25 protein-coding genes and 2 pseudogenes are annotated in these 24,589 nt (G+C 63.3%); 21 read left to right on the top strand and 6 right to left on the bottom strand.

Annotated elements, in window-relative coordinates; genetic code table 11:
• Positions 1–126: 126 nt before the first annotated feature.
• The 4 genes and pseudogenes from OH686_RS23430 to OH686_RS20055 all read right to left on the bottom strand — a co-directional run.
• Positions 127–405 (bottom strand): annotated as a pseudogene (locus OH686_RS23430) (PAS domain-containing protein); the annotation flags it as partial.
• A gap of 128 nt (positions 406–533) precedes the next feature.
• Positions 534–2,290: pseudogene (gene aceK, locus OH686_RS20065) on the bottom strand (bifunctional isocitrate dehydrogenase kinase/phosphatase).
• 164 nt (positions 2,291–2,454) lie between these two features.
• Positions 2,455–2,637, bottom strand: a complete 183-nt coding sequence (locus tag OH686_RS20060) for a hypothetical protein (RefSeq protein ID WP_289534742.1) — start codon at positions 2,635–2,637, stop codon at positions 2,455–2,457.
• A gap of 178 nt (positions 2,638–2,815) precedes the next feature.
• Complete coding sequence (locus OH686_RS20055) at positions 2,816–4,108, bottom strand: dicarboxylate/amino acid:cation symporter (RefSeq protein WP_289534740.1); 1,293 nt, start codon at positions 4,106–4,108, stop codon at positions 2,816–2,818.
• A gap of 667 nt (positions 4,109–4,775) precedes the next feature.
• On the opposite strand from OH686_RS20055, the gene nirB reads away from it, so the two are divergent.
• The 10 genes from nirB (at position 4,776) to OH686_RS20005 (ending at position 14,003) form a co-directional block, all read left to right on the top strand.
• Complete coding sequence (nirB, locus tag OH686_RS20050) at positions 4,776–7,334, top strand: nitrite reductase large subunit NirB (protein ID WP_289534739.1); 2,559 nt, start codon at positions 4,776–4,778, stop codon at positions 7,332–7,334.
• Entirely contained in the window at positions 7,334–7,684 is a 351-nt protein-coding gene (nirD, locus tag OH686_RS20045) for a nitrite reductase small subunit NirD (protein WP_289534738.1), read from the top strand. The genes nirB and nirD overlap by 1 nt, the downstream gene beginning before the upstream one ends.
• A 55-nt stretch (positions 7,685–7,739) precedes the next feature.
• Positions 7,740–8,552 (top strand): formate/nitrite transporter family protein, encoded by an 813-nt coding sequence (locus OH686_RS20040; RefSeq protein ID WP_289534737.1) that lies wholly within the window; start codon positions 7,740–7,742, stop codon positions 8,550–8,552.
• A 43-nt stretch (positions 8,553–8,595) separates the two neighbouring features.
• Entirely contained in the window at positions 8,596–10,314 is a 1,719-nt protein-coding gene (locus tag OH686_RS20035) for a bifunctional protein-serine/threonine kinase/phosphatase (RefSeq protein ID WP_289534736.1), read from the top strand.
• A 199-nt stretch (positions 10,315–10,513) separates the two neighbouring features.
• Positions 10,514–11,512 (top strand): AraC family transcriptional regulator, encoded by a 999-nt coding sequence (locus OH686_RS20030; RefSeq protein WP_289534735.1) that lies wholly within the window; start codon positions 10,514–10,516, stop codon positions 11,510–11,512.
• 71 nt (positions 11,513–11,583) lie between these two features.
• Positions 11,584–12,051: a hypothetical protein gene (locus OH686_RS20025; protein WP_289534734.1), complete on the top strand. Its 468-nt coding sequence runs from the start codon at positions 11,584–11,586 to the stop codon at positions 12,049–12,051.
• Between the two features lie 36 nt (positions 12,052–12,087).
• A complete protein-coding gene (locus tag OH686_RS20020) occupies positions 12,088–12,612 on the top strand; it encodes a M23 family metallopeptidase (protein ID WP_289539060.1) in 525 nt (174 codons plus the stop codon).
• Between the two features lie 217 nt (positions 12,613–12,829).
• Positions 12,830–13,075 carry an Imm32 family immunity protein gene (locus OH686_RS20015; RefSeq protein ID WP_289534733.1) on the top strand — a complete coding sequence of 82 codons (246 nt, stop codon included), beginning with the start codon at positions 12,830–12,832 and terminating at the stop codon, positions 13,073–13,075.
• An 86-nt stretch (positions 13,076–13,161) separates the two neighbouring features.
• Positions 13,162–13,533: a hypothetical protein gene (locus tag OH686_RS20010; protein ID WP_289534732.1), complete on the top strand. Its 372-nt coding sequence runs from the start codon at positions 13,162–13,164 to the stop codon at positions 13,531–13,533.
• An 86-nt stretch (positions 13,534–13,619) separates the two neighbouring features.
• On the top strand, positions 13,620–14,003 hold the full coding sequence (locus OH686_RS20005; protein ID WP_289534731.1) for a hypothetical protein: 384 nt from the start codon (positions 13,620–13,622) through the stop codon (positions 14,001–14,003).
• Positions 14,004–14,122: 119 nt separating this feature from the next.
• Here the strand turns inward: OH686_RS20005 and OH686_RS20000 are convergent, their stop codons facing one another.
• On the bottom strand, positions 14,123–14,281 hold the full coding sequence (locus tag OH686_RS20000) for a hypothetical protein (protein WP_289534730.1): 159 nt from the start codon (positions 14,279–14,281) through the stop codon (positions 14,123–14,125).
• Positions 14,282–14,372: 91 nt separating this feature from the next.
• On the opposite strand from OH686_RS20000, the gene OH686_RS19995 reads away from it, so the two are divergent.
• The 10 genes from OH686_RS19995 (at position 14,373) to OH686_RS19955 (ending at position 21,134) form a co-directional block, all read left to right on the top strand.
• Positions 14,373–14,732: a hypothetical protein gene (locus OH686_RS19995; protein WP_289534729.1), complete on the top strand. Its 360-nt coding sequence runs from the start codon at positions 14,373–14,375 to the stop codon at positions 14,730–14,732.
• Between the two features lie 94 nt (positions 14,733–14,826).
• Positions 14,827–15,294, top strand: coding sequence for a hypothetical protein (locus OH686_RS19990; RefSeq protein WP_289534728.1), 468 nt, complete (start codon positions 14,827–14,829; stop codon positions 15,292–15,294).
• Positions 15,295–15,401: 107 nt separating this feature from the next.
• Positions 15,402–15,728, top strand: coding sequence for a DUF962 domain-containing protein (locus OH686_RS23245; RefSeq protein ID WP_354005263.1), 327 nt, complete (start codon positions 15,402–15,404; stop codon positions 15,726–15,728).
• A gap of 924 nt (positions 15,729–16,652) precedes the next feature.
• The gene (locus tag OH686_RS19985; protein ID WP_289534727.1) at positions 16,653–17,201 is read left to right on the top strand and encodes a cysteine hydrolase family protein; all 549 of its coding nucleotides are present in this window, start codon (positions 16,653–16,655) and stop codon (positions 17,199–17,201) included.
• A 2-nt stretch (positions 17,202–17,203) separates the two neighbouring features.
• Complete coding sequence (locus tag OH686_RS19980; protein ID WP_289534726.1) at positions 17,204–17,596, top strand: hypothetical protein; 393 nt, start codon at positions 17,204–17,206, stop codon at positions 17,594–17,596.
• Between the two features lie 21 nt (positions 17,597–17,617).
• Positions 17,618–18,124 carry a hypothetical protein gene (locus tag OH686_RS19975; RefSeq protein WP_289534725.1) on the top strand — a complete coding sequence of 169 codons (507 nt, stop codon included), beginning with the start codon at positions 17,618–17,620 and terminating at the stop codon, positions 18,122–18,124.
• Positions 18,125–18,203: 79 nt separating this feature from the next.
• Positions 18,204–18,845 (top strand): DUF502 domain-containing protein, encoded by a 642-nt coding sequence (locus tag OH686_RS19970; RefSeq protein WP_289534724.1) that lies wholly within the window; start codon positions 18,204–18,206, stop codon positions 18,843–18,845.
• Between the two features lie 10 nt (positions 18,846–18,855).
• Positions 18,856–19,362: a hypothetical protein gene (locus tag OH686_RS19965; protein WP_289534722.1), complete on the top strand. Its 507-nt coding sequence runs from the start codon at positions 18,856–18,858 to the stop codon at positions 19,360–19,362.
• Between the two features lie 78 nt (positions 19,363–19,440).
• On the top strand, positions 19,441–20,220 hold the full coding sequence (locus OH686_RS19960) for a dienelactone hydrolase family protein (protein WP_289534721.1): 780 nt from the start codon (positions 19,441–19,443) through the stop codon (positions 20,218–20,220).
• 221 nt (positions 20,221–20,441) lie between these two features.
• On the top strand, positions 20,442–21,134 hold the full coding sequence (locus OH686_RS19955) for a 4'-phosphopantetheinyl transferase family protein (protein ID WP_289534720.1): 693 nt from the start codon (positions 20,442–20,444) through the stop codon (positions 21,132–21,134).
• A gap of 98 nt (positions 21,135–21,232) precedes the next feature.
• Here OH686_RS19955 and metE read toward each other — a convergent pair whose 3' ends face one another.
• Entirely contained in the window at positions 21,233–23,524 is a 2,292-nt protein-coding gene (gene metE, locus OH686_RS19950) for a 5-methyltetrahydropteroyltriglutamate--homocysteine S-methyltransferase (RefSeq protein WP_289534719.1), read from the bottom strand.
• A gap of 111 nt (positions 23,525–23,635) precedes the next feature.
• Here metE and metR point away from each other — a divergent pair, with 111 nt between their 5' ends.
• Entirely contained in the window at positions 23,636–24,556 is a 921-nt protein-coding gene (gene metR, locus OH686_RS19945) for a transcriptional regulator MetR (protein WP_137971563.1), read from the top strand.
• The last annotated feature ends 33 nt before the right edge of the window (positions 24,557–24,589 follow it).

The raw sequence follows: 24,589 nt of genomic DNA, 5'->3' as shown, positions 1-24,589 counted from the left end.
GGCACGCAGGCGAGCGTAAAGCTCTTCGGCGCGGCGCTTCTGCGCCTCGCTGGGTACCGAGCGCACCGACTCGTAGCCGGCCATGCGGCCGTTCTCGTAGATCGGCGTAACGTAGGCGCTGACCCAGTAGTGGTCGCCGTTCTTGCAGCGGTTCTTGACGATGCCCATCCACGGTTTGCCCAGCTTGATGGTCTCCCACATGTGGGCGAACACTCCGGGCGGCATGTCCGGATGGCGCACCAGGTTGTGCGGCTGTCCGATCAGTTCTTCGCGGCTGAAGCCGCTGATCTCGATGAAGGCGTCGTTGACGTAGGTGATCTTGCTGCTGAGGTCGGTGGTGGAAATCAGGCGATCGGCATCGGTAAAGGTGCGCTCACGCTGGGTCACGGGAAGGTTCTGACGCATAGGCGGACCGTCCTTGGGGAAATGTGAGGGAGACTTCCTGGCCTTACACCATTGGTTCTAGCACAGGAGTACCAAACCGGCATTTGGCCAGCATCGACCTCACATTTCCCTGACGAACGGTAGGGGTATTAGCCCCTGGCGGCGAATGCCACGCCGATCAGACGATCAGGTCGGCCTTGCGCCGATAGGGGAACACGTCGATCACCTTCCCGGAGCGGATCGCATCCTGCAGACTCTGCCAGTACTCGGCGGTAAAGAGGTCGCCGTGCAGCTGGTTGAACAGCCGGCGCTGGCCGATATCGACGAACAGGAAGCGCGGGAACTCCTCGGGGAACACGTCGTTCGGCCCCACCGAATACCAGGGCTCGCTGGACATCTCATCCTCGTCGTAGCGTGGCGGCGGGATGCGGCGGAAGTTCACCTCAGTCAGGTAGCTGATCTCGTCGTAGTCGTAGAACACCACGCGACCATGGCGGGTGACGCCGAAGTTCTTCAGCAGCATGTCGCCGGGGAAGATATTGGCGGCGGCCAGTTGCTTGATGGCCAGGCCGTAGTCTTCCAGCGCCTCGCGCACCTGGGCCTCGTTGGCATGCTCCAGGTAGATGTTCAGCGGGGTCATGCGCCGCTCGGTCCAGCAGTGGCGAATCAGCACGGTATCGCCGTTCTCGACCTCCACGGTGGACGGCGCCACTTCCAGCAGCTCGGCCAGGCACTCCGGATCGAACTTGGACAGCGGGAAGCGGAAGTCGGAGAACTCCTGGGTATCGGCCATGCGCCCGACCCGGTCGACGCTCTTCACCAGGCGGTACTTCTCGATCACCGTGTTGCGGTCGACGTTCTTCGACGGCGAGAAGCGGTCCTTGATGATCTTGAACACGGTGTTGAAGCCCGGCAGGGTGAACACGCTCATCACCATGCCGCGCACGCCGGGGGCCATGATGAATCGGTCGTCGGTGCCGGCCAGGTGGTTGATCAGGGCCCGGTAGAACTCCGACTTGCCGTGCTTGTAGAAGCCGATCGAGGTGTACAGCTCGGCGATGTGCTTGCCCGGCAGGATGCGCTTGAGGAAGCCGATGAACTCCGCCGGAATCTCCACCCGCACCATGAAGTAGGAACGGGTGAAGGAGAAGATGATCGAGACTTCCGCCTCGTCGGTGATCAGGGTGTCGATCTGCACGCCCTGCCCCTCGCGGTGCAGCAGCGGGAATACCAGCGGCCACTGTTCGTCCGGGGTGAAGATGCGCCCCACCAGGTAGGCGCCCTTGTTGCGGTACAGGGTCGAGGAGAACAGCTCGATGGTCAGGTCCTGGTCCTTGCACACCCAGTCCGGCAGGTTGCTGCGCAGCTGCTGCTCGAGCTTGGCCAGGTCGCGGTCCAGGTCCTCGAACGGGGCGTTGTAGCTGTAGTCGGTGAAGATCTGTCGCAGGGCCTGGTTGAGGTCGCCGCGCGGCTGGTAGCTGCGGGTCTGCGGCGTGCGCTCGTGGGGGCGCAGCGAGGGCCGGGTGGTGTGGATGAACATGCAGCCATCGCTGATCTGGTCATGGCTGAACAGGCCGCAGAAGATCGAGTTGTACCAGGTCTCGGCCAGCTCATCGTCGTTGCGCAGGTCGATCAAGCCGATGTAGGCGCTCTTGGCCAGCGGCCACAGGTCGATGTCCAGCAGCTGCTCGTCGGCGAAGGTCGCGCGCAGGCGCCCACTGACTTCCGCCACCTTCTCCTCGTAGAGGTTGATGCGCGCTGCCGAGGCGAGCTGCGCCTCCTGCCATTGGGCCAGTTCGAAGCGGGCGCGGGCGCCGTTGGTGATCTCGCGGAAGTGCGCGCGATAGTCGTCGAAACCGTCGAGGATCATTCGGGCGATATCGGCGGCCGGCCGTTGCTGCGACATGGGAAAGCCTCTGCTGCATGTGCGGAACCGCGAGCTTAGCCACAGCCGACGCCAAGGAAAAGCCGCAGTGTCGAGGAGTCCGGGTGGCCAGATTGCGAATGGGCAAAAAAAGAGGCGATGCCGGGGAGGACATCGCCTAAAGGCTCTCGGGTCGAGCAGAAGGGTCAGATCAGTGCGGGCTGGCTGCCGACGTGATCGAAAATGCGGGCGTCATCGGCGCAGGAGAAAGCGCTGCGAGCGGCTACGCCGAGGCAGGCAGGAAGACTGGACAGGCAGTGATTGGTGCAGTGCCGCAGCAGCATGGCTTCGGCTTCGCGGGACGCAGAGGCGCGCGGTGGGTTCGACATGGCATCCGTTCCAGAGTCGTTACGCAGGCCGCATTTATGCCCTGCGCCGCCCCGCTTGGCTCGCGCCATGTCGCCAGGCTGTGAAGCCGGTCAAACAAATGTTCACTGAAATAAAAAAAGCCCGCAGGGGAGGACGGGCCAGGAGAGACCGCCCGCAACGCGGGCGGTGAGAAAACACTCAGACGATCTCGGCGCTGGCCGGCAACTGCGGCTTGCCACCACTGGCTAGCTGGCGCTGCAGGGTGTCCTCGTCCAGCTGCTTGCACCATTTGGCGACCACGATGGTGGCCACGCCGTTGCCGACCAGGTTGGTCAGGGCGCGGGCCTCGGACATGAAGCGGTCGATGCCGAGGATCAGCGCCAGGCCGGCCACCGGCAGATGGCCCACGGCCGAGAGCGTCGCCGCCAGCACGATAAAGCCGGACCCCGTCACCCCCGCAGCGCCCTTGGAGGCGATCAGCAGCACGGCCAGCAGGGTCAGCTGGTGAGTGATGTCCATCGGCGTGTCGGTGGCCTGGGCGATGAATACCGCGGCCATGGTCAGGTAGATCGAGGTGCCGTCCAGGTTGAACGAGTAGCCGGTGGGGATCACCAGGCCCACCACGTTCTTCTTCGCGCCGAGCTTCTCCATTTTATCGAGCATGCGCGGCAGGGCCGACTCCGAGGACGAGGTGCCGAGCACGATCAGCAGCTCCTCGCGGATGTAGCGGATGAACTTGAGGATGCTGAAGCCGTGGGCGCGGGCGATGCCACCGAGCACCACCAGCACGAAGAACACGCAGGTGATGTAGAAGCACAGCATCAGCTGGCCCAGCTGCACCAGCGAGCCGACACCGTACTGGCCGATGGTGAAGGCCATGGCGCCGAAGGCACCGATGGGCGCGACCTTCATGATCATATTGATGATGCCGAACATCACCTGGGCGATGCGATCGATGAACTCCAGCACCGGCTTGCCGTAGTCGCCCATGCGCTGCAGGGCGAAGGCGAAGATCACGGAGAAGAACAGCACCTGCAGGATGTCGCCGGTGGCGAAGGCGCCGACGATGGTCGCCGGGATCACGTTGAGCAGGAAGGCCACTGTGCTCTGCGCCTCACCGGCCTTGGCATAGGCGGCGATGCCGCTGGCATCCAGGGTGCTCGGGTCGACGTGCATGCCCACGCCAGGCTGCACCACGTTGACCACCACCAGGCCGATGACCAGGGCCAGGGTGGAGACGATCTCGAAATACAGCAGCGCGTAACCGCCAGTCTTGCCCACCGCCTTCATGTCCTGCATGCCGGCGATGCCGCTGACCACGGTGCAGAAGATGATTGGCGCGATGGCCATCTTGATCAGCTTGACGAAGCCGTCGCCGAGCGGCTTCAGCGCCACGCCGGTCTCGGGGTAGAAGTGGCCGAGCAGTATGCCGATGGCAATGGCCACCAGGACCTGGACATACAGGCTCTTGTAGAAGGGTTTGCGGGTCATGGCAGTTCCTCGCTCGCTGCCGCCGGACCGCCATCCCTGGGTGATCATGCGACTGCTCAAAGTGCTAACCCTCCTGCTCTGGAGGGATTTGTTGTTGGTGCCCGACTGCGGGGCTGTAGCACTCATGGCAAGCGTTATGCCAGGCCATCGAAAAATAAAAATCCCTTTATTTACAATGACTTATTAGAAAAACGAATTCGAGCGAGATGGATTTTGGCGGCTTTCCGCCAACGGCGCGGCGGGATTTCGCCCACGCGAGGGTGGCGCGGAAGGTCAAAGCCATCGCCCTGCCGAGGCGACCTGGCGAAGTGCGTCCGGCGATGCACCAGCGCGGATCACAATGGGGCAACGCAACGCTGCCGCGCCTCCTTTTGGGTCCGTGATCCGGCCGCACCCTACCCCGCCAGATCGCCGCCAGGCCGCGCCGGCAAAGGGCTGCAGCCCTGCCAGGTGAAACTGGCACAGCCACTGCATAGTCCGCTCTGAGCCCGCTACATCCGGGCCGTCCATTCGATCAAAGGCGATCGACAGCCAACGCTGGCAATGGGCATTACGGCGCCTCTCGCAGGCGACGGACAGAACAGGCAAAGGCGCCTGAGACCGAGAGGTTTCAGGCGCCTTTTTATTTGCCGGGAAAAAAACTGATGAGCTTTGGCCGGGAAACGCTATGAACAGCACAGACGCTACCACTGACAAGCAACGACTGATCGTCGTCGGCAACGGCATGGTCGGCCACAACTGCGTCGAGCAACTGCTCGCCAATGGCGCCCTGGCGCACTACCGCATCGAGGTGTTCGGCGAGGAGGCGCAGCGCGCCTACGACCGCGTGCACCTGTCCGAGTACTTCGGCGGCCGCGATGCCGAGTCCCTGGCCCTGAGCGCCGCCTCCCTCTATGAAGAGGACGGCCTGACCCTGCACCTCAGCGCCCAGGTGCTGGAGATCGACCGCGCCAAGCGCGAGGTGGTCACCGCCAAGGGCCGCTTCGGCTACGACAAGCTGGTGCTGGCCACCGGCTCCTACCCCTTCGTGCCGCCGATCGAAGGCGCCGAGGGCGACTCGCGCCTGGTCTATCGCACCCTCGACGATCTCGACGGCATCCGCGCCGCCGCCAAGGGCAAGCGCCGTGGCGTGGTGGTCGGTGGCGGCCTGCTCGGCCTGGAAGCGGCCAACGCGCTGAAGTCCCTGGGCCTGGAAGCCCACGTGGTGGAATTCGCCCCGCGCCTGATGCCGGTACAGCTGGACGACTTCGGCGGCGCCGCGCTGAAGCAGCGCATCGAGGACCTGGGCGTCGGCGTGCACCTGTCCAAGGCCACCCAGAGCATCAGCGCCGGCAGCGAGTACCGCTACCGGATGAACTTCGCCGGAGACGACTTCCTCGAGACCGACCTGATCGTGTTCTCCGCCGGCATCCGCCCGCAGGACGCCCTGGCCCGCGCCTGTGGCCTGGAGCTGGGGCCGCGCGGCGGCATCAACATCAACGACCAGTGCCTGACCAGCGACGAGCACATCTTCGCCATCGGCGAATGCGCGGCCTGGAACGGCAGCATCTTCGGCCTGGTCGCCCCCGGCTACCAGATGGCCCGCCTGGTGGCGGCCCAGTTGTGCGGCCAGGAAGGCTTGCCCTTCCTCGGCGCGGACATGTCGACCAAGCTCAAGCTGCTCGGCGTGGACGTCGGCTCCATCGGCGACGCCCATGGCGCCATGCCCGGCGCCAAGAGCTACCGCTACATCGACGAGGCCACCTCCAGCTACCGCCGCCTGGTGGTCTCCGCCGACGGCAAGCAGGTGCTCGGCGCCGTGCTGGTGGGCGACAACAGCTACTACGACACCCTGCTGCAGTACGCGCAGAACGGCATCAAGCTGCCGGAGGACCCGGCCAGTCTGATCATGCCCGCCGGCGAAGGCGCCCCGGCGCTGGGCGCCGACGCCCTGCCGGACACCGCCACCATCTGTTCCTGCCACAACGTCAGCAAGGGCGCGATCTGCTCGGCCATCGACGGCGGCTGCAGCGACATCGCCGGGGTCAAGTCCTGCACCAAGGCGGCCACCGGCTGCGGCGGCTGCGCGGCGCTGCTCAAGCAGGTGGTTGAGCACGAGCTCACCGCCCGCGGCGTGGAAGTAGACAAGAGCCTGTGCGAGCACTTCGCCTACACCCGCCAGGAGCTCTACCACTTCGTTCGCGTCGAGGGTCACGAGACCTTCGAATCGCTGCTGGCCAAGCACGGCCGTGGCCATGTCGGCTGCGACATCTGCAAGCCGGCGGTGGGCTCGATCCTCGCCTCCTGCTGGAACAAGCCGATCATGAACCCGGCGCTGGTGCCGCTGCAGGACACCAACGACACTTTCATGGCCAACATGCAGAAGAACGGCACCTACTCGGTGGTGCCGCGCATCCCCGGTGGCGAGATCACCCCGGACGGCCTGATCGCCATCGGCGCGGTGGCGAAGAAGTACGACCTCTACACCAAGATCACCGGCGGCCAGCGCATCGACCTGTTCGGCGCCCAGCTGCACGAGCTGCCGGAAATCTGGGGCGAGCTGATCGCCGCCGGCTTCGAGACCGGCCACGCCTACGGCAAGTCCCTGCGTACCGTGAAGAGCTGCGTCGGCAGCACCTGGTGCCGCTACGGCGTGCAGGACAGCGTCGGCATGGCGCTGCTGCTGGAGGACCGCTACAAGGGCCTGCGCTCGCCGCACAAGATCAAGTTCGCCGTCTCCGGCTGCACCCGCGAATGCGCCGAGGCGCAGAGCAAGGACATCGGCGTAATCGCCACCGAGAACGGCTGGAACCTCTACGTCTGCGGCAACGGCGGCATGCGCCCGCGCCACGCCGAGCTGTTCGCCACCGACCTGGATGACGCCACCCTGGTGCGCTACATCGACCGCGTGCTGATGTTCTACATCCGCACCGCCGACAAGCTGCAGCGCACCTCGGTGTGGCGCGAATCGCTGGAAGGCGGCCTGGACTACCTCAAGGACGTGGTGATCCACGACAGCCTGGGCCTGGGCGCCGAACTGGAAGCGCAGATGCAGCTGGTGGTCGACCGCTACGAATGCGAATGGGCCAACGCGCTGCAGGACGAGGAGAAGCTCAAGCGCTTCCGCACCTTCGTCAACGAGAAGGGCGGCGACCCGGACATCCACTTCGTCCGCGAACGCGGCCAGCGCCGCCCGGCGCGTGACAACGAACTCGAACTGATCCCCGTGACCATGGAGGCCGTCTGATGAGCACAGCAACCCAACTCGACAACGCCTGGCAACCGCTGTGCAGCACCGCCGACCTGGTGGCCAACTCCGGCGTGGTCGCCCTGGCCGGCGGTGAGCAGGTCGCCCTGTTCTACCTGCCGGATACCGAGCAGAAGGTCTTCGCCATCGGCAACCGCGACCCCAAGTCCGGGGCCAACGTGATCGGTCGCGGCATCATCGGCCACCTCGGCGGTGACCTGGTGATCGCCTCGCCGCTGTACAAGCAGCACTACCGCCTGAGCGATGGCGGCTGCCTGGAATACCCCGAGCAGCAGCTGCCGGTATGGCCGGTGCGCCTGCACGGCGAGCAGGTGCAGATCCTCCGCTGAGCCCTGGCGCCGCCCCGCGGCGGCGCCCTCCCCGTTTCCGACAGAGAGCACTGCCATGTCCTATCTGGTCCCTGCCGAGTTCGCCACCAAGATGGTCGATGCCGGCGAATCGAAGATCTACATGTCCACCCGCGACACCCTGATCCGCGCCTTCATGGCCGGCGCCATCCTCGCCCTGGCCGCCGTGTTCGCCGTCAGCATCAGCGTGCAGACCGGCTCGCCGCTGCTCGGCGCCGTGCTGTTCCCGGTCGGCTTCGTGATGCTCTACCTGATGGGCTTCGACCTGCTCACCGGGGTGTTCGTGCTCACCCCGCTGGCCCTGCTGGACAAGCGCCCCGGCGTCACCGTCGGTGGTGTGCTGAAGAACTGGGGCCTGGTATTCACCGGCAACTTCGCCGGCGCCCTGACCGTCGCCTTCATGATGGCCTTCGTCTTCACCTACGGCTTCTCCACCACGCCGGGGGTGATCGGCGAGAAAATCTCGCACATCGGCGAGGCCCGCACCCTGGGCTACGCCGAGTACGGCGTGGCCGGCTGGCTGACCATCTTCCTGCGCGGCATGCTGTGCAACTGGATGGTATCCATGGGCGTGGTCGGCGCGATGATCTCCACCACCGTCAGCGGCAAGACCATCGCCATGTGGATGCCGATCATGCTGTTCTTCTACATGGGCTTCGAGCACTCGGTGGTGAACATGTTCCTGTTCCCCTCGGCGATGATCATGGGCGGCGACTTCTCGGTGATGGACTACATGCTGTGGAACGAGATCCCCACCGCCCTGGGCAACCTGGTCGGCGGCCTGGCCTTCACCGGCCTGACGCTCTACGCCACCCATGTGAAGACCGCACCGAAGCGCTCCTTCGTCTGAGCCCCGCGGCCCCGCCAGCCGGCGGGGCCCGCATCGTTCCAGCATGAGCAGCCAACTGCGGATTTCCGTCGGCCAGCACTCCGACAAGGGGCGCAAGGAGGTCAACCAGGACTTCCACGGCCTGTGCATCCCCGACGAACCCCAGCTCTCCACCAAGGGCATCGCCATCGCCCTGGCCGACGGCATCGGCAGCAGCTCGGTCAGCCATGTGGCCAGCGAGGCGGCGGTGAGCAGCTTCCTCGAAGACTACTACTGCACTTCCGACGCCTGGTCGGTGAAGAAGTCCGCCTGGCGCGTGCTGATGGCCGCCAACTCCTGGCTGCACGCGCAGACGCGGCAGAGCCAGTACCGCTACGACATGGACCGCGGCTACGTCTGCACCCTCAGCGCCCTGGTGCTCAAGGCCACCACCGCGCACCTGTTCCATGCCGGCGACACACGCATCCAGCGCCTGCGCGACGGCGCCCTGGAACGCCTGACCGAGGACCACCGCCTGTGGGTCTCGCGTGACACCAGCTACCTGAGCCGCGCCCTCGGCGTGGGCCCGCACCTGGAGCTGGACTATCGCCAGCTGGCCATGGAGCCGGGCGACATCTTCCTACTGACCAGCGATGGCGTGCACGAATACCTCGAACCAGCCGCCATGGCCGCCCTGATCCGCGCCTATGGCGACGACCTGGACGGCGCCGCGCGCACCCTGGTGCAGCAGGCCTACTCACGCGGCAGTGACGACAACCTCACCGTGCAGCTGGTGCGCATCGACCAGCTGCCACGCCAGGACGCCGGCGAGCTGCAGCAACGGGTCGGCGACCTGGCCCTACCGCCGCTGCTGCAGGCGCGCATGGAGTTCGACGGCTACCGCATCGTGCGCGAGATCCACACCAGCAGCCGCAGCCACGTGTACCTGGCGCTGGACGGCAAGACGCCGGTGGCGCTCAAGGCCCCGGCCACCGAGCTGCAGCACGACCGCGCGCACCTGGAGCGCCTGCTGACCGAGGAATGGATCGCCCGCCGCATCGACAGCGCCCACGTGCTCAAGGCCCCGGCACAGACCCGCCGGCGCAGCTACCTGTACAGCGTCACCGAGTACATCGAGGGGCAGACCCTGCGCCAGTGGATGGTCGACAACCCGCGGCCGGGCGTGGAGAAGGTGCGCGCCCTGGTCGAGCAGATCGCCCGTGGCCTGCAGGCCTTCCACCGCCTGGAGATGCTGCACCAGGACCTGCGCCCGGATAACCTGCTGATCGACGCCACCGGCACCGTCAGGCTGATCGACTTCGGCTCGGCGCGGGTCGCCGGCCTCAGCGAGCAGGCCCCGCAGCGCGTGCAGAACCCGCTGCCGGGCACCCTGCAGTACATGGCCCCGGAATACTTCATCGGCGAGGCCGGCTCGCCGCGCTCGGACCTGTTCTCCCTGGCCGTGATCGCCTACCAGCTGCTCAGCGGTCGCCTGCCCTACGGCGCGGAAGTCGCCAAGTGCCGCAATCGCAGCGAGCAACTGCGCCTGGTCTACCACTCGGTGCAGGACGCCGAGCGCAGCATCCCGCCCTGGATCGACGAAGTGCTGCGCAAGGCCCTGCACCCCGACCCGAACCGGCGCCACGCCGAACTCTCCGAGTTCGTCCATGACCTGCGCCAGCCCAGCGCCGAATACCTCGACCGCGCCCGCCCGCCGCTGCTGGAACGCAACCCGCTGCTGCTCTGGCGTGGCGCCAGCCTGATCCTGGCCGCACTGCTCGCCTGGCAACTACTGAGTCGTTGATCTCTGCAGACCAACACACCCTCACCCCCGGCCCATCTCCCGGTGGAGAGGGGTGACTGACCTCAACGGCCACGCGCTTCTATCCCCTCTCCCCCCGGGAGAGGGCTAGGGAGAGGGGCTTCCACAGCCTCGCCCACGAAACTTGTTCCCTTCCGCCATGCCGCCTTACCATCCGGGCACCTTCACGCCGAGCCACGCCATGCGCGAACGCACCATCGCCAGCCACTTCGTCCGCGCCGCCTTGCGCGGCGCCGACCGCCAGGGCTACGACTACGCCGCCCTGCTGCGCGAAGTGGGCATCCAGCCGGCGCTGCTCGAAGAACCGCGCGCCCGCCTGGCCCCCGAGCAGTTCACCCGCCTGCTGCAAGGCCTGTGGGCGCTGCTCGACGACGAGTACATGGGCTTCGGCGCCATCCCCAGCAAGCGCGGCACCTTCGCCATGATGTGCCACGCCATCATCCACTGCCACAGCCTGGAAAAGGCCCTGGTGCGCGGCATGCTGTTCTATGGCCTGTTCCCCGACGCGCCGCGGGTGCAACTGCAGCGCGAAGGCGAATGGGTGCGCCTGACCCTGGACAGCTCGGCCCTGTGGGACCCGGACCACTTCCTCACCGAGAGCCTGCTGGTGATCTGGCACCGCCTCGGCAGCTGGCTGATCGGCCAGCGCATCCGCCTGGAAGAAGCCAGCTTCGTCCACCCCGAGCCATCGCACAGCGCCGAGTACGACCTGCTGTTCCCAGGCCCGCGCCGCTTCGACGCCGCATACACCGGCCTGCTGTTCCACAGTCGCTACCTGGGCATGCCGCTGCTGCAGGATGAACGCACGCTCAAGCAGTTCCTCGAACACTCGCCGGCCGACCTGCTGGCCCGTCCGGATGGCGGCGACAGCCTGACCAGCCGCATCCGCCGCCTCCTCGGCCGCGACTGCGCCCATTGGCCGGACCTGGAGAACGTCGCCATGCAGCTGCACATCAGCCCGCAGACCCTGCGCCGCCACCTGCGCGAGGAAGGCAGCAGCTTCCAGGAACTCAAGGACCATCTGCGCCGCGACCTGGCGATCTACCACCTGGGCCGCGACGAACTGTCGATCCAGGACCTGGCCGAACAGCTCGGCTTCTCCGAGCCTTCGGCCTTCCACCGGGCGTTCAAGAAATGGACGGGGCTGACACCGGGAGCCTATCGGGCTCAGGAAAGCTGATTCGCCGCAGCCCCGATTTCGCCAGCTTCCACCAAGCCAGAACTGCCGCCCCTTCACCAACAGACCCGCCGATGACCACATCTCTGCAGATCGACCGCAACACCGGCCACGTGCACGTGGCGGGCAGCCTTATCACCCCCGCCACCACGCCTGAGCAACTGGGCGCCGGCTTCCAGGTCGGCGACTCGCGCCCGGTGTTGGTCGGCGAGCGCGAGGTACCCTGCCGCTCCACCCGCATCAGCCTGCAGGAGGGCCGCCTGGGCATCGACCTGAGCCTGCGCTTCGAGGCGGAGCAACTGGTCAGCCTGTTCATCGAACTGGCCGATCCGAGCATCCCGACCGATTCCGACGACGACTTCTACGCCTCCATCCCCCTGCGGGAAAAGCTGCACCAACGCTGGCTGAGCGAGCAGCTGGGCAAACTGGACGGTACACTCGCCCACTTCCCCTGGGGCACCGCCGGCGTCGCCCGTGACAAGAGCGAGAACGTCTTCATCTACCTGCATAATCGCAACAATAGTTGGGTGTTCGGCGACTGAACCCCTGAGACAACACCGCATGGATGCGCGATGAAAATAAAGAAACCCCGCAAACGCCATCTGCTTCTGGCCCTGCTGCTAGCCTGGCTGATCGCCCCCGAATGGCTGCGCGTGCCGGTACAGGGCGCCACCGCCCGCGACTGGAACCAGCAGAGTTTCTGGTTCGAACCCTGGGGCCGCTCCGGCGTGCACAAGGGCATCGACATCTTCGCCCGCAAAGGCACCCCGGTAGTGGCCCCAACCTACGGCCTGGTGCTGTTCCGCGGCGAGATCGACATGGGCGGCAAGGTCGTCTTGATGCTCGGCCCCAAATGGCGCCTGCACTACTTCGCCCACCTCGACGACTACAACGCCCTGCCTGGCCAACTGGTATCGTCCGGCAGCCACATCGGCAGCGTCGGCGACACCGGCAACGCCCGCGGCAAACCACCCCACTTGCACTACACCATCCTCAGCCTGCTGCCCTATCCGTGGCGTTGGGATAGCAGCACTCAGGGCTGGAAGAAGATGTTCTACCTCGACCCAAACGAGGCCTTGGGTGGTGTGCGTGAAGCACCGTAGACAGCTGGAAAACAAGTCAGTAGCGTCGGCTACAAGTCAGCAGAGTGCTGGCATCAGGTCTTGCCGCTCTCGTGTCGCTTTTCATCCCGCTGCTGTCGCGTTTGGCGAGGTGGTAGCGTGGAGAATCAAGGACTTGCAAGGTGACAAGGAACATTATCCGACATTCGATCGGATGTTATGCGACAGCAATGTCGCCTAATAATAGTTAGAGGTCGCAGTGGAAATTCACGGATATTCCAAGGAAGAGCAGGATGCAGAGGATCTAATTCCGGCCGAACTAGCAGAAATCACGCTAGTTGCATCTCCTAATGAGCTACGGCGCATTGCTAAATTTCTTGAAAATTGTGCGAGCGGAATCGAGGAGCGCGGAAAGTCTTGGACTCATGAGCACTTATCTGACCAAGACAAGAGCTTTGAAAACTCGCCACACTTCGTTGTTTACAACCCGGAGTACGAGCTGTGACCTCTAACAAGTCGCTCAAAGCGCTCACTTCGTTCGCTGGGACCGGCGAAGCCGGCCCCTTAGCTTAATCGTTAGAGGGTCAGCACATGGCAGTGCAGCAACTCGGGCCAACAACAGTTTCCGTAACCGAAATCACATGGAATGGGAGCGGCTTCGAACACACCAAGGCCAATGAATTTTGGTTACAGCTATCGGCTCAGCTACAAGAAATAGCCACTTCTGAGTTTTTAGCAGGAAATCTTCCAAGGAATATTCTGCGCAACGATGCACGAAAAATTATTATTCTTACTTTCTCATTACCACCAAAGTCACTAAAGCAAACATCTGATTCGTTGCGCGTGCACACAGAATTTCACCAAGGCAATTACTGTTACGACGAAACCGTCTGTACTTACGAAGATTTAGAGTCTGGAGACTTTCTTGCATTCGACACAGCGGAGTCGGCGCATGCCCACTAACAAATGGTTCAAGCCGTTCGCTTCGCTCACTCGGGACCGGCTAAAGCCGGCCCCTTAACCAAACGTTATGCACCAAAGGTGAATCAGTGTTCGTAATTGGCCAGCGCGACCAAATCCGTTTTGAGCTTGAGAACACGCCACAAAACGGCCTGCTCCAAGTAGAAATATGGTGCGCAGGTCTCCACGTAACCTACTTCGACAATCATGTTCACATCCCATCTTTTAAGCACTCAATGCAATGTGAGCTAGAGCGTCTGCAAACTGTAAAGCAACAAAGTAAGCAACCGGTTCTGCGCTTAGGGCCAACAACTGACGACGCAAGCTCTTCAATCAAAGTCAAAGGCTCAGCAGCATACATTGAAACTAACCTTTCAAATGGCAAAAAGGGAAGCATCACTATCCCCCTAGCGGATCTTCTAAATATTTATTCAAAGGTCATTACCCAACTGGAGGTCACTACAAGTGCATAACAATGCGCTCAAAGCGCTCACTCCGTTCGCTGGGACCGGCGAAGCCGGCCCCTTAGCTTAATCGTTAGGCAGCAAGAGCAATCAGGAAAGTAAATGCATGGAAAGCTCGCAGGCCATCTTCAAAAATGCGCAACAAAGAAGCAGCCGATTAAGTTCATGGCTGCAGCCATCGCGCCGCCTGCAAGGCCATTGCGGTAAAGCAAATGCGGGGTTTTCAGCGGCAGTGTCCGGCTCAGCTCCGAGCCTAACAATTGCCTCAAGTCGTTCGCTCCGCTCACTTGGACGTCCGCAAGCTACGCTCGCGGCCGCCCCTTAGCCAAACGTTAGGCCCACAACAGAGATTCATCCACCCAAACCTCAAGGAAGAAAATGAAGTACATCATCCTCATAATCCTGGTCGCCGGCGGTTACTACGCATACAAAAACTATGCAGTAGAAAACGTCACCGTAGATAGCTATCAAGCGCTACTCAAGAAAGTAGAAAAAACAGAGGTAACGCTGCAGGAGGTAAAATCAGGCTCAAACATGTTGGCCGAATTCTTCTGCAATGACGCTGAATTCCAAAAAAGTGGCGGCTCTAGCGTTAGCGCTTGCCTGAGTAAGCTCAACAATTATCGTGAAATGTGTGAGTCCCGCATATTTAGTGATGCACCCGCCACCTTTACCACCAAAGAACAAGTAACAACCATCGCCAAAAGCTATGCCGCTTGCACTGGCAGCACCAGCTAGTCTAACAATTGGCTCAAGTCGTTCGCTCCGCTCACTCGGGACGTCCGCAAGCAGAGCTTGCGGCCGCCCCTTAGCCAAACGTTAGGTGCCAAAAATGTTCAGTAGCCACGCTAAAGGAATAGCACGCGACAGCCTCCTATTTTTTATCACGGCAATGGTGCTGACTGTAGGGGCAGTCGCTTTGTACGGACTAATTATTGGAATTGGGTTTTTCATCATTGGCATTCTTACCAAAACCGGCGCCGGAGCTGCGGTAGGAGCATTCTCAGTAGTCGGCATGCCCTTTGTGTTTGCGCTATTTATTGGGATATTTAGCATTCTGCCATCAGCAATTGCCGGCATAATTTTTGGATTTTCAGCGTTCATATCACGCTCGCTAAACCTCCCTAAAGTGGCACTACTACTATTCTCAATGGGGGCAGGATATTTGGCAGGTCACATCGGAATGCCAGCAAGTGCTAAAGACTACATACCATCACTGGCCTTATGTGCCGGCCTGGCAGTATCAGCAACAATCTGCTATGCCAGCTACTTCAAGAAATTTTTCAACTATCCACTGTAGGCACCTAACAATGCACTCAAGTATCGCTCACTTCGTTCGTTGCACGGTCAAAAGCTACGCTTTTTCCTGCCCGCTAGCTTAATTCTTAGACCACAGCGAGTTTCTCGATGACCTATGAAAGCTTTGATCAATACTGGCTTGCATACCTCGCCGCTCACTCAAAACCGGCTACCCGTGTATGCCACTACATTGGTACTGTTCTGGGCCTGTTCCTAGGCATTGCGGCGTCATTTTTTGTGGTTTGGTGGGCGCTCCTAGTCCTCGGCCCAATCGGTTATGGCATTGCGCTAGCTAGCCATCCCTTGGTTCAAGGAAATCGCCCATTTGCTACCCGCCCACTTTGGGGCCTAGCTAGCGACTTGCGCATGCTTTGGTTTGCAGTTACCAATCAACTTCGCCCGCATATTGAAAGGGCTGTGCGTACTGCCACCTAACAAATGGTTCAAATCGTTCGCTTTGCTCACTCGGGACCAGCTAAAGCCGGCCCCTTAACCAAACGTTAGGCACTCATAGCGGAACGTCATCATGGAATTTAGAGTTAGACCAGTAACCGCTGATGATCTTGCCAAAATAAATTCGGCCATTGAGCACTCCTCCTCACACAGCGGAGGAGCAATTGATCTTAGATATCGAGTTAGCCCAAACCGGCTTTTCGAGCACAAAATATGCTCAAGCGCCAATCAAAATCATCTACTTATAAATCTGCCGTCACACCCGGAACCATAGAGCAGTATTGGTGCAACCAAGACACACTGCATGAAGCAATGCTTGGCCTAACCCAAAACTCTCCAAAACTAGGAGCACCCGATGCACCTGCGTAAGCTCCTAACAATGCGCTCAAAGCGCTCACTTCGTTCGCTGGGAATGGCTAAAGCCGGCCCCTTAGCTTAATCGTCAGGGCATATGAAAATAATCCGTACACTTTTGCTCCTACTAGCTGCAATAAGCACTACGTTACATGCTGAAAGCTGTTCAGTTTCAGAAAAAGATATTTTAGGAGCTTGGAGTAGAGCAGGAGACCAAGGGTTTTTCGAGGAGTTCTCACTCGCGACATACTCTGGCTCAAACGATTTCAGCTCATGGATTCACCATAGGCCAGAGATTTTCGGTGCAGCTTGGGAGGTCAAAGATTGCCGATTATTAATTACAGGTCGCCACAATGAATTTCCGCCATTTCAACTAAAAATTCTTGGCCTTAAAAAAGACCAGCTCCACCTGCATGATGAGTCAGAGAATTCACAATCAGTGTACAAACGAATTCCGAGCCAGCCCTAACAACTGGTTCAAGCTGTTCGCTCTGCTCACTCGGGACCAGCTAAAGCCGGCCCCTTAGATTAATCGTAAGGGCCCACTAACTCATGCACATACCAGCCCTGATCATCATTGATATGCAGCGCGGCATGCAGGAGCCTTCCGCAGGCTCTCGCAACAATCCCCAAGCGGAGCAGGCAATCGCTACGACGCTCAAGGCATGGCGGGAGGCGAAGGCGCCTGTTGTGCATGTGCGTCATATCTCGCGTACACCGGGCTCTCCGTTCTGGCCTGGGCAATCTGGCGTCGAGTTCCAGGAGCAGCTGCAGCCACTGGATGCCGAGCATGTGGTTGAGAAGAATGTCCCGGATGCATTCATCAACTCCGGGCTCGAGCGCTGGCTTCGCACCAGAGGTATCGAGGCCGTTGCGATCGTGGGTGTCAGCACCAACAACTCGGTCGAGGCTACGGCTCGTACGGCTGGCAACCTTGGCTTCGCTACATACGTCGCTGCCGATGCGACGTTCGCCTTCGCCAAAGCCGACTACAACGGCGTTATGCGTAACGCCGAGGACGTACACGCGATGGCTCTGGCAAACCTCAACGGCGAGTACGCCACGGTGGTCACCTCCAGCGAACTACGAGACTTGCTCTAGCCATGAGTGCACAAGCGACTCTCGACATCTTCGGCCCCGCGGCGGCCCTTGCGTCGCTGGAAGATATTGAAAGCCTGATCCTGAGCAACCCTGCGAACCCGAGGCTGTGTACCCAGGCTGCGGCATTCGGCCTGTCGCTCGCGGCCGCTCAAGCCGTGAGAGGAACGAGCTTCCTCGAGGACGCTCGCCATGTGGTGGACGCGGTCGCCAAGGCGAAGGCTCCTATCGACATCGCTGCGTGGCATTCCCTGGAGGGGGTGCGGACCACGGCGGCGGTGCTCCTTGCTGCGCAGCTGTTCCTGGATGAACAGACCATCGCCTGTACGGAGTGGCCGGCCCCTGGCGAGGTGGCAACGGCGGTGCTGGAGTCCGCTCGCCGCGCGGTGGAGACCTGATCCTTGCCCAGAGCCATGCTGTTGCTCATCAAGATCGCCCTCAGCCTACCCATCGCCTATGGCCTGGCCTATCCCTTCCTGCATCCAGAATCAGGTGGCGGCATCCTCAAGGAAGTGGAGATGCTCGGCACGGTCGGCAGCCTGATCGCGGTGCTGCTGTTCCTGATCCTGGTGGCGCTCTACTGTCGCGATCTGCAGCGCGCGCTGGCACTGGTTCGCCCCGAGGCGCGCAAGGCGCGGCCGCGCAGTGTGTGGCTAATGTTCCTGCTGCCGTACAACTTCATCGAGGACTTCTTCATCGTCGCCAACGTCGCCGCCTCGCTGCGTGAAGAAGTAAGACATAACGAGCGGCTGAAGTTGCCGCGCGATGCAGGGCTGGTGAGCGGTTGGGGCTGGTGCGCGGCGCAGGTCGTCTCGCTGGTTCCTCACCAGTTGGGCTCGGCGGCCGGCGCGTTGGCGATTGTGCTGTGGATAGTGCATTGGCGCTTCGTGCGCAGGGCCAACGCCGCGCTGACGCATGCGCCTTGAGCCAGGACTGCGATCGCCGCCCTGCACAAGAGCGGCGCTTTGCAATAGCCTTGGCGTGCCTTCGCCACGGACTCCCGCCATGTTCAAGAACAGCTTTCACTCCATCGCCACCACCTGGCTGGCCGGCGTGCTCGCCCTGCTGCCGCTGGCCCTGTCGCTGGCCCTGCTGGGTTGGGTGGTGAGCCTGCTGAATGGCCTGGTCGGCCCCTCCAGCATGGTCGGCAAACTGTTCGCCGAGCTCGGCCAGCCCTTTGTCAGCAGCCAGGAACTGGCCTGGCTGCTCGGCACCCTGGTGCTGCTGGTGGCGCTCTACCCGCTTGGCCTGGCCGTGCAGCTCGGCCTCAAGGGCCCGCTGAGCCGGCTGTTCGGCTACACCCTGCGGCGCATCCCTCTGATCGGCCCGTTGTATGGCCTGGCCGACCGCTTCGTCGGCCTGCTCGACAAGAAGGAGGATGCCGACCTGGCGGCCATGAGCCCGGTCTGGTGCTTCTTCGGTGGCGACGGCACTGCCGTGCTGGCCCTGCTGCCCAACCCGCAGCCGATCGAGATCGACGGCCGCGCCTATCACGCCATCCTGGTGCCCACCGCGCCGGTGCCGGTGGGCGGCGGCCTGCTCTACGTGCCGGTGGAATGGGTCAAGCCGGCGGAGATGGGCATGGACAGGTTCACCAGCATCTACGTCTCGATGGGCATTACCCCACCCTCTCAACCCCACGCATAAGGAACCGCTCATGGGCTACTTCGAAGGACTCGCCGATGCCGTCTTCAAGCAGGACAGCAACGGCGAAACTGTGTTCTATCCCTGGGGCGTACTCGGCAAGGGGCGCATCATTCGCGACCCGGCCACCCGCGACGCCCTACGCAACTTCATCATGCTCTACTACAAGGTCTCGCTGCCGCTGATCGTGCTGCTGGTGGTGTTTCGCCTGTGGTGGCTGGCAGCGCTCGCCTTTCCGCTGATGCTGCTGTGGTTCGTGCTCAAGTCGCGTGAGCTGCTCAAAGACTGCCCACCGAGCAGCGAGCGCCTGACCCTCAGGGAGGGTTATCGCAACTCTGCGGCCAGCCACAACAGCCTCACCCTGTGGCTGCTGTTGATCGTCTCGCTACTGTTCTGCGCCGGCAGTGTGCTGCTCCTGGTCGCCGGCAACCCCCTGTTCGGCATCTTCGGCCTGGTACTGTTCGGCGCCTGCAGCGGGGCCTTCGTCTACATGATCAAGGCCAAGCGCGAGCGGCGTTGAGCTGCCCAAACAGGTGAACATGCATAACCGATCCGGGCTGGCTAGGCTTGCCCCTTACCCACCTTTCAGGAGATTCCCATGCGCACCCTGCTGACCGCTCTGCTGCTGTGTTGCAGCCCCCTCGCCCTGGCCGCCGTGCAGACCCAGGAGATTTCCTACACCAGCGCCGACGGCACGCGCCTGATCGGCTACCACGCCTGGGACGACGCCATCGAGGGCAAGCGCCCCGGGGTGATCGTGGTGCATGAGTGGTGGGGCCTGAATGATTACGCCAAGCGCCGCGCCCGCGACCTCGCCGCCCTCGGCTACAGCGCCCTGGCCGTGGACATGTATGGCGACGGCAAGCACACCCAGCATCCCAAGGATGCCGGTACCTTCATGCAGGCGGTGATGGCCGACCCGGCCACGCCGCGTGCGCGCTTCCAGGCCGGGCTGGACCTGCTCAAGGCGCAGCCGCAGACCGACGCCCAGCGGATCGCCGCCATCGGCTACTGCTTCGGTGGCCGCGTGGTGCTGGACATGGCCCGCCAGGGCCTGCCGCTGGCAGCCGTGGTGAGCTTCCACGGCGCGCTGGTCACCGACACCCCGGCCAAGCCCGGCAGCGTCAAGGCCAAGGTCCTGGTGGAGCATGGCGCGGCGGACAGCTTCATCACGCCGGAGCAGATCGCCGCGTTCAAGACCGAGATGGACCAGGCCGGCGCCGACTACCGCTTCGTCGAGCTGCCCGGCGCCAAGCACGGTTTCAGCAACCCGGACGCCGATGCGCACAAGGGCCATGGCCTGGACCTCGGCTACCAGAAAGAGGCTGACCAGCGCTCCTGGGCCGATATGCAGCAGTTGCTGAAACAGGTTTTCTGAGCAAAAAAAACGGGAGTCCCGAAGGACTCCCGCACTCGATCAGTAGAGTAAAACCACGGTGGCGACAGGCCTGCCGTGGCTGCAACCTCACCAGCGTTCATAGGGAACGCATGGCGCATTCTTACCAAAAACAAGCGCTTGCTCTGTAGCGCTTCGTTATCGCCGTGCAAAGAAATGTAAACGGCTGGCCCGGCCACCCCGGCCACGGCAGAATGCCGGCCATGAATTCGCACATCCCGCCCTTCTGCCAGCTGCTGCTGGAGCCCGCGCCGCTGCAGCTGCCCGGCGCCCGCCTGGTGCGCGCCAGCTTCGATCCTGCGCGCCTGGCCGCCGAGGACTTCCCGCGTTGCGCCATCGAGCCGGTGCGCGGCGTGGCCAAGCGCCAGGGCGAATACCTGGCCGGCCGTCTGTGCGCCCGCGAGGCCCTGCGCCAGCTGTGCGGCCAAGCGCTGGTGCCCGGGCGCGACGAGGACGGCGTGCCGATCTGGCCGGCCGGTGTGGTCGGTTCGATCACCCACGGTGCCGGCCAGGCGGCCGCCATGGTCGCTTCGCGCCAGGATTGGCAAGGCCTGGGCCTGGACCTGGAGAAACAGCTGAGCGCCGAGCGCGCGGCCAAGCTGGCCGGCGAGATTCTCACCGCCGCCGAAATGGAGCGCACCGCGGGCCTGGACCAGCAGGCCTTCGCCCGCCTGGTCACCCTGACCTTCTCGCTCAAGGAGAGCCTGTTCAAGGCCCTCTACCCGCTGGTGCTGACCCGCTTCTACTTCCACGACGCGGAGCTGCTGGAAGTCTGCGGTGAGCAGGCCCGCCTGCGCCTGCTGCTCGACCTGCACGCCGACTGGCCACGCGGCAGCGAGCTGGATGGGCGCTTCGCCGAGTTCGACGGCTATCTGTTGAGCCTGGTGGCGGTCTAGTCCCTCCTCCCTGGGAGAGGGATGAGGAGTGAGGGAAATACCGCGAGTTGCCTGGAAGTCCCTCACCCCTGCCCCTCTCCCATAGGGAGAGGGGAGTTCTACGCCAGCTCCGCCCGCAGCTGCCGTGCCGCGGCCACCATGTTCACCAGCGCCGCTTCGGTCTCCGCCCAGGCGCGGGTCTTCAGGCCGCAGTCCGGGTTGACCCACAGCCGCTCGGCCGGCACGCGCTGCGCGGCCTTGCGCATCAGGCGGACCATCTCGGCACTGTCCGGCACCCGTGGCGAGTGGATGTCGTACACGCCGGGGCCGATCTCGTTGGGGTACTCGAAGCGCTCGAAGGCGTCCAGCAGCTCCATGTCCGAGCGTGAGGTCTCGATGGTGATCACGTCGGCGTCCATGGCGGCGATGGACTCGATCACGTCGTTGAACTCGCTGTAGCACATGTGGGTGTGGATCTGCGTCTCGTCGCGCACCCCGCTGGCGGTCAGGCGGAAGGCCTCGGTGGCCCAGGCGAGATACTGCTGCCACTGGGCGCGGCGCAGCGGCAGGCCCTCGCGGAAGGCCGCCTCGTCGATCTGGATGATCTTGATGCCGGCGGCTTCCAGGTCGATCACCTCGTCGCGGATGGCCAGCGCCAACTGGCGTGCCTGCTGCTCGCGGGAGATGTCGTCACGCGGGAAGGACCACATCAGCATCGTCACCGGGCCGGTCAGCATGCCCTTCATCAGCTTGTCGGTGCAGCGCTGGGCGTACTCGATCCAGGACACGGTCATGGCCCGTGGGCGCGACAGGTCGCCATAGATCAGCGCCGGTTTCACGCAGCGCGAACCGTAGCTCTGCACCCAGCCGAAGCGGGTGAAGGCGTAACCGTCGAGCTGCTCGGCGAAGTATTCGACCATATCGTTGCGTTCCGCTTCTCCATGCACCAGCACGTCCAGGCCCAGCTGCTCCTGGATGCTCACCGCATGGCGAATCTCGCTGTGCATGGCCTCGGTGTATTCGGCCGCCGACAGCTTGCCGGCCTTGAACGACTGGCGCGCCAGGCGGATCGCCGAGGTCTGCGGGAAGGAGCCGATGGTAGTGGTGGGGAACGGCGGCAGATCGAGCAGCGCGCGCTGCTTGGCGATGCGCTCGGCGAACGGCGACTGGCGCTGGCTGTCGGCGGCACTGATGGCAGCCAGACGCGCCTGCACGGCCGGCTTGTGGATACGCGGCGACTGCGCCCGACTGGCCTGCACCGCGCGGCTCGCGGCCAGTGCTGCCTGCACCTCGGCAGCCTGCGGCTCGCGCAGGGCCTGGGCCAGCACGGCGACCTCCCGGCACTTCTGCACGGCGAAGGCCAGCCAGCTCTTCAGCTCGGCATCCAGCTGGTCTTCGCGGCCCAGGTCGACCGGGCTGTGCAGCAGCGAGCAGCTAGGCGCCACCCACAGCCGCGAGCCCAGGCGCTCATGGGCCTGCTGCAGCACGACCAGCGCAGCCTGCAGATCGGTACGCCAGATGTTGCGGCCGTTGACCACGCCCAGCGACAACACCTTGTATGAAGGCAGGCGATCGAGGATGGCCGGGAACTGCTCCGGCGCGCGCACCAGGTCGATGTGCAGGCCATCTACCGGCAGGCTGGCGGCCAGGCCGAGGTTGTCTTCCAGGCCGGCGAAGTAGGTGGCGATCAGCTTCTTGCCCGGCTCCTTCTGCAGCAGGTTGTAGGCACGCTCGAAGGCGTTCTTCCAGGCCTGCGGCAGATCGAGGGCGAGGATCGGCTCGTCGATCTGCACCCACTCGATGCCCTGGGCGGCCAGACGCTGGAAAATCTCGCCGTAGACCGGCAGCAGACGTTCGAGCAGGTCGAGACGATCGAAGTCACCGCCCTTCTCCTTGCCCAGCCACAGGTAGGTCAGCGGGCCGATCAGCACCGGCTTGAGGTTGTGGCCCAGGGCCTTGCCCTCCTCCACTTCCTCGAACAGCTGCTCCCAGCTCAGGGCGAACTGCTGATCAACGGAGAATTCGGGGACCAGGTAGTGGTAGTTGGTATCGAACCATTTGGTCATCTCTTGCGCATGGGCACCGCCGCAGCAGCTGTTATGCGTAACGCCCCGCGCCATACCAAACAAGGTGTCCAAAGTCGGCTTGCCGCCATGGCTGTGGAAGCGTTCGGGGATCACGCCGAAGGTCAGCGAGTGGGTCAGCACCTGGTCGTACCAGGCAAAGTCGCCGACCGGCAACAGCTCGATGCCGGCGTCCTTCTGCAGCTGCCAGTGCGCGGCGCGCAGTTCGCGACCCACGGCGCGCAGGCCGGTCTCGTCCAGCTCGCCCTTCCAGTAGGCCTCCAGGGCCTTCTTCAGCTCGCGGTCGCGACCGATGCGCGGAAAGCCGAGGTTGTGTGCCAATGCCATCTGTCCATCTCCAGTGTTCGTCAATGGCGCTCATTCTCGACAGCGAAGGCATCATGAGACAAACTCAACCTATTCGTGATGATCACAAGTTTCATTCATTGAGATTCGCTCATGTTGGAATTGCGCCACCTCAAGACCCTGCACGCCCTGCGCGAGACCGACAGCCTGGTGGAGGCCGCCGAGCGCCTGCACCTGACCCAGTCGGCCCTGTCCCACCAGTTCAAGGAACTGGAGGAGCGCCTGGGCATGCAGCTGTTCGTGCGCAAGACCAAGCCGGTGCGCTTCACCAGCGCCGGCTTACGCCTGCTGCAGCTGGCCGACAGCCTGTTGCCGCAGCTGCGCGCGGCGGAGCGCGATATGGCGCGCCTGGCCGGCGGCACTGCAGGGCGCCTGCATATGGCCATCGAATGCCACAGCTGCTTCCAGTGGCTGATGCCGACCATCGACCAGTTCCGCGACGCCTGGCCAGAAGTGGAGCTGGACCTGGCCTCGGGCTTCTCCTTCGCCCCGCTGCCGGCCCTGGCCCGTGGCGACCTGGACCTGGTGGTGACGTCCGACCCGGTGGACCTGCCCGGCATCACCTACGTGCCGCTGTTCACCTACGAGGCGCAGTTGGCGGTAGCCAACCAGCACCCGCTGGCCAGCCGCTCCTACATCGTCGCCGAGGACCTGGAGAAGGAAACCCTGATCACCTACCCGGTGGAGCGCGACCGCCTGGACATCTTCACCCGCTTCCTCGAGCCGGCCGACGTGGAACCGGCACAGGTGCGCACCTCGGAGCTGACGGTGATGATGATGCAGCTGGTGGCCAGCGGCCGCGGCGTGTGCAGCCTGCCCAACTGGGCGCTGCATGAATACAGCTCGCGCGGCTACGTCACCGCCAAGCGCCTGGGCGAGCGCGGCCTGTTCGCCACCCTGCAGGCCGGCATCCGCAGCGACATGCTCGATGCGCCGTTCATGCGCGACTTCCTGCTGACCGCCAAGGACACCTCCTTCGCCACCCTGGCCGGGGTCAGCGCCGCACGCGGTTGAAGCGAGGCGGCAGGACGGCGCCGCTGACGCTAC

It is taken from the genome of Pseudomonas sp. SO81 (assembly GCF_030374125.1).
Lineage (GTDB): Bacteria > Pseudomonadota > Gammaproteobacteria > Pseudomonadales > Pseudomonadaceae > Aquipseudomonas.
The sequence above is the reverse complement of the archived record's forward strand: the minus strand, read 5'-3'. Positions and strand labels throughout refer to the sequence as shown.